The organism is Mesorhizobium album (genome assembly GCF_033977205.1).
GTDB classification, from domain to species: Bacteria; Pseudomonadota; Alphaproteobacteria; order Rhizobiales; family Rhizobiaceae; genus Mesorhizobium; species Mesorhizobium album.
Window position 1 is genome coordinate 1 of record NZ_JAVIIW010000098.1, and the last position, 3345, is coordinate 3345.

Below are 3345 nucleotides of genomic sequence, written 5' to 3' on the forward strand. Positions count from 1 at the left end.
GGCGCTTTCCTCGGGCGAGGTCGTGCTGGTCACGCGCCGTCTGGGCGGGGCAGGCACAAACCCCAGAACTTTCGGATTCCGCTGGTTCCTACCTTCGATCCTGCGTTACCGGCGGCCTCTCGCCCAGGTCGCGATCGCGTCGCTCTTCGTGCAGCTGTTCGGGCTTATCACGCCGGTGTTCTTCCAGCTCATCGTCGACAAGGTGCTGGTGCACAAGGGGGTGTCCACGCTCACCGTGCTGATCGTCGGCCTGGTGACGTTGGGCCTGTTCGAGTCAGTGCTGCAATTCCTGCGCGCCTATACGCTGAGCCACACCACCAACCGAATGGACGTCGAGCTCGGCCGGCGACTGTTCCATCACCTCTTCCGCCTGCCGCTCGCCTATTTCGAGACGCGCGCGACCGGCCAGACGGTGGCGCGTGTGCGCGAGCTCGAGACGATCCGCAACTTCCTGACCGGACAAGGGCTGACCTCGCTGCTCGACCTCGTCTTCACGCTAGTCTTCTTCGTCGTGATGTTCATCTATTCGCCAACACTGACGCTGGTCGTGCTCGGCACCGTGCCTGTCTATCTCCTGATTGCGGTGCTGATCCGACCGGTTCTTCGCGAGCAGATCAATGAAAAGTTCAACCGCGGCGCGCGCTCGCAGCAGTTCCTCGTCGAGTCGATCGTCGGAGCGCCGACCCTGAAGGCGGCGAGCGTCGAGCCGATGATGCAGGCGCAGTGGGAGGAGCGGCTCGCGTCCTACGTCCGCACCTCGTTCGATGCCGGTGTCACCGGCTCGCTCGGCCAGAACCTCATCCAATATGTAAGCAAGGTGACGACGGCGCTGATCCTGCTCTTCGGTGCGCAGGCGGTGATCAACGGCCAGATGACGGTCGGCGAGCTGATCGCGTTCAACATGATCGCCTCCCAGGTCGTGGCGCCGATCCTTCGCCTCTCGCAGCTCTGGCAAGACTTCCAGCAGGTGCAGGTTTCGGTGGCGCGGCTCGGCGACATCCTGAACACGCCGCCAGAACCCGTGCCCCAGAACCTGCTGACGCTGCCGCCGCCGAGGGGCGCGATCGAACTGCGCGGCGTGTCGCTGCGCTATCGGCCCGACGCAGCCGAAGCCCTACGCAACGTCACGCTGTCGATCGCCCCGGGCGAAGTCATCGGCTTCGTCGGTGCGTCCGGCTCAGGCAAGTCGACGCTGGTCAAGGTGGTACAGCGGCTCTATTCGCCACAGGCGGGCCAGGTGATGCTCGACGGCGTCGACATTGCCCAGCTCGATCCGGGGTGGCTTCGCCGCCAGATCGGTGTCGTGTTGCAGGAGAACATCCTGTTCAACCGGTCAATCCACGAAAACATCGCGCTCGGCGACCCCGCCGTGCCGCGGGCCTGGGTGATCCAGGCGGCCAGGCTGGCCGGCGCCGACGAGTTCATCGCGCAGATGCCGCAGGGCTATGACACGATCATTGAGGAACGCGGCGCCAATCTCTCCGGGGGGCAGCGCCAACGCATCGCCATCGCCCGTGCGCTCGCCACCAATCCGCGCATCCTCATCTTCGACGAAGCGACCTCGGCGCTCGACTACGAGAGCGAGCGCATCGTCCAGGAGAATATGCGCGCGATCGTGCGCGGCCGCACGGTGCTGATCATTGCCCATCGCCTGGCGGCGGTGCGCCCGTGCACCCGCATCGTCGGAATGGAAAGGGGCGAAATCGTCGAGATCGGAAGCCACGAAGAGCTCCTTTTGCGCAGAGGCGGCCTCTACTCCCGCCTCTGGGCACTGCAATCGGATCAGGCGAGGGCCTGGTTATGAACGAAAGAACCTTGCCGCCGCTCCCTCCGGCGTCTCCGCAGCCTGCCAACCGACCGGCAACGGTCATCTCCGGTCGCGATCGCGAATTCCTGCCGGCGGCGATCGAAATCCTTGAAACGCCGGCGCCGCCGCTGTCCGTCGTCACGATGCTGACGATTTGCGCCTTCTTCGCGGCCGCACTCGCCTGGTCGTTCTACGGGCGGCTCGACGTACACGCGGTAGCGCCCGGCAAGATCGACACGGCCGGGCACGCCAAGGTGATACAGCCGTTCGATCCCGGCAAGGTCGTCGCAATACATGTCGAGAACGGGCAACGTGTGAAGGCGGGAGACCTGCTCTTGGAGCTGGATCCCGCGGAGCCGGCGGCGGAGGAGAATGCGCAGCGCGACGCGCTGAATGCCAACCTCGCCGAAATCGCGCGCAGGCACTTCGCCATCGCGACGGCGCGCGCCGTGCTCAACGGCCCGGCGAAATCGGGCGACACGAATGCAAGCGAGCTGATTGTCGCGCAGCTGGCGCAAGCCGCCGCTGACCCCGAGCCGCGAATCGTCTGGGGTGTCGAGCTGTCGGAGGCCATGCGCTTGCGCGAGGCTTCAGTGCTGACCGCCGACCTCGACCAACTCCTCGGCGCCTTGCAGAGCCTCGACAAGCAGATCTTGCAGAAGGAGGCGACGCACCAGCGCCTCGATATGAGCATAGGCTACCAGAACAAGGTAATCGAAACGCTTACCCAGCTCGTCAGCACCCGCCAGGAGGCGCTCGACCGCGCAGTCGGCAGCAAGGTCAATCTCTACGACTCCAAGCAGCAACTGGAGAGATCGCAATCGTCGCTGGCCTCGGACCAAGGGGAACTGATCGAGACCGATGCCGCCCTGAAACAGCTTGCGAGCCAGAAAATCATGACGCTTTCGCAATTCGTAGCCGACAACGAGAACAAGCTCGCCGACGCCGAGCGCAAGGCGGACGAAGCCGAACAGGCGGTCGTCAAGGCGGACGCTCGCCTGGCGCGAACCAGGCTCTATTCGCCGACCGACGGCATTGCCCAACAGATCGCCGTGACCACGGTCGGCCAAGTCGTGACCACCGGGCAGCAGCTCCTGGTCGTGGCGCCGACAAAAGGCGCGCTGCAGGTCGAGGCGCTCGTCGCCAACCTGGACATCGGTTTTGTCAAGCCCGGCCAGAGCGCGGCGATCAAGGTCGACGCCTTCCCCTTCACCCGTTTTGGCGTGTTGCACGGCACAGTCACCCGCGTAGCACCCGAAGCGGTCGAGGAGCAGGAAGCCAAGCGTGGACTCGCAAACGCCGCCGCCGCTGCCAATACGGCCGCCGCGCCTGCCAGCCAGGCCGGGCAGCCCCAAAGCTTCGTCTTCCCGGTCACGATCGCGCTCGAGGAACAGGCAATGAACATAAACGGGCAGATGATCCCTCTGACTTCGGGCATGACGGTGACCGTGGAAATCAAAACCGACAGCCGCCGCGTGATCGATTACCTGCTTTCGCCGCTCGCCAAGGTGGGCTCGGAGGCTTTCAGGGAGAGATGA

The 3345-nt window shown here is 64.8% G+C and carries 2 protein-coding genes; both read left to right on the plus strand.

What is annotated here, in order from left to right:
- Window positions 1–1804: type I secretion system permease/ATPase (locus RFN28_RS34235; RefSeq protein ID WP_320291538.1), on the plus strand; the 1804-nt coding region annotated here is incomplete at its 5' end.
- On the plus strand, window positions 1801–3345 hold the full coding sequence (locus tag RFN28_RS34240) for an HlyD family type I secretion periplasmic adaptor subunit (RefSeq protein WP_320291539.1): 1545 nt from the start codon (window positions 1801–1803) through the stop codon (window positions 3343–3345). The genes RFN28_RS34235 and RFN28_RS34240, both read left to right, overlap by 4 nt.

Bases quoted from the DNA above. Each gene is read 5' to 3' on its own strand.
- RFN28_RS34240 (WP_320291539.1), top strand. From the start codon at position 1,801: ATGAACGAAAGAACCTTGCCGCCGCTCCCTCCGGCGTCTCCGCAGCCT.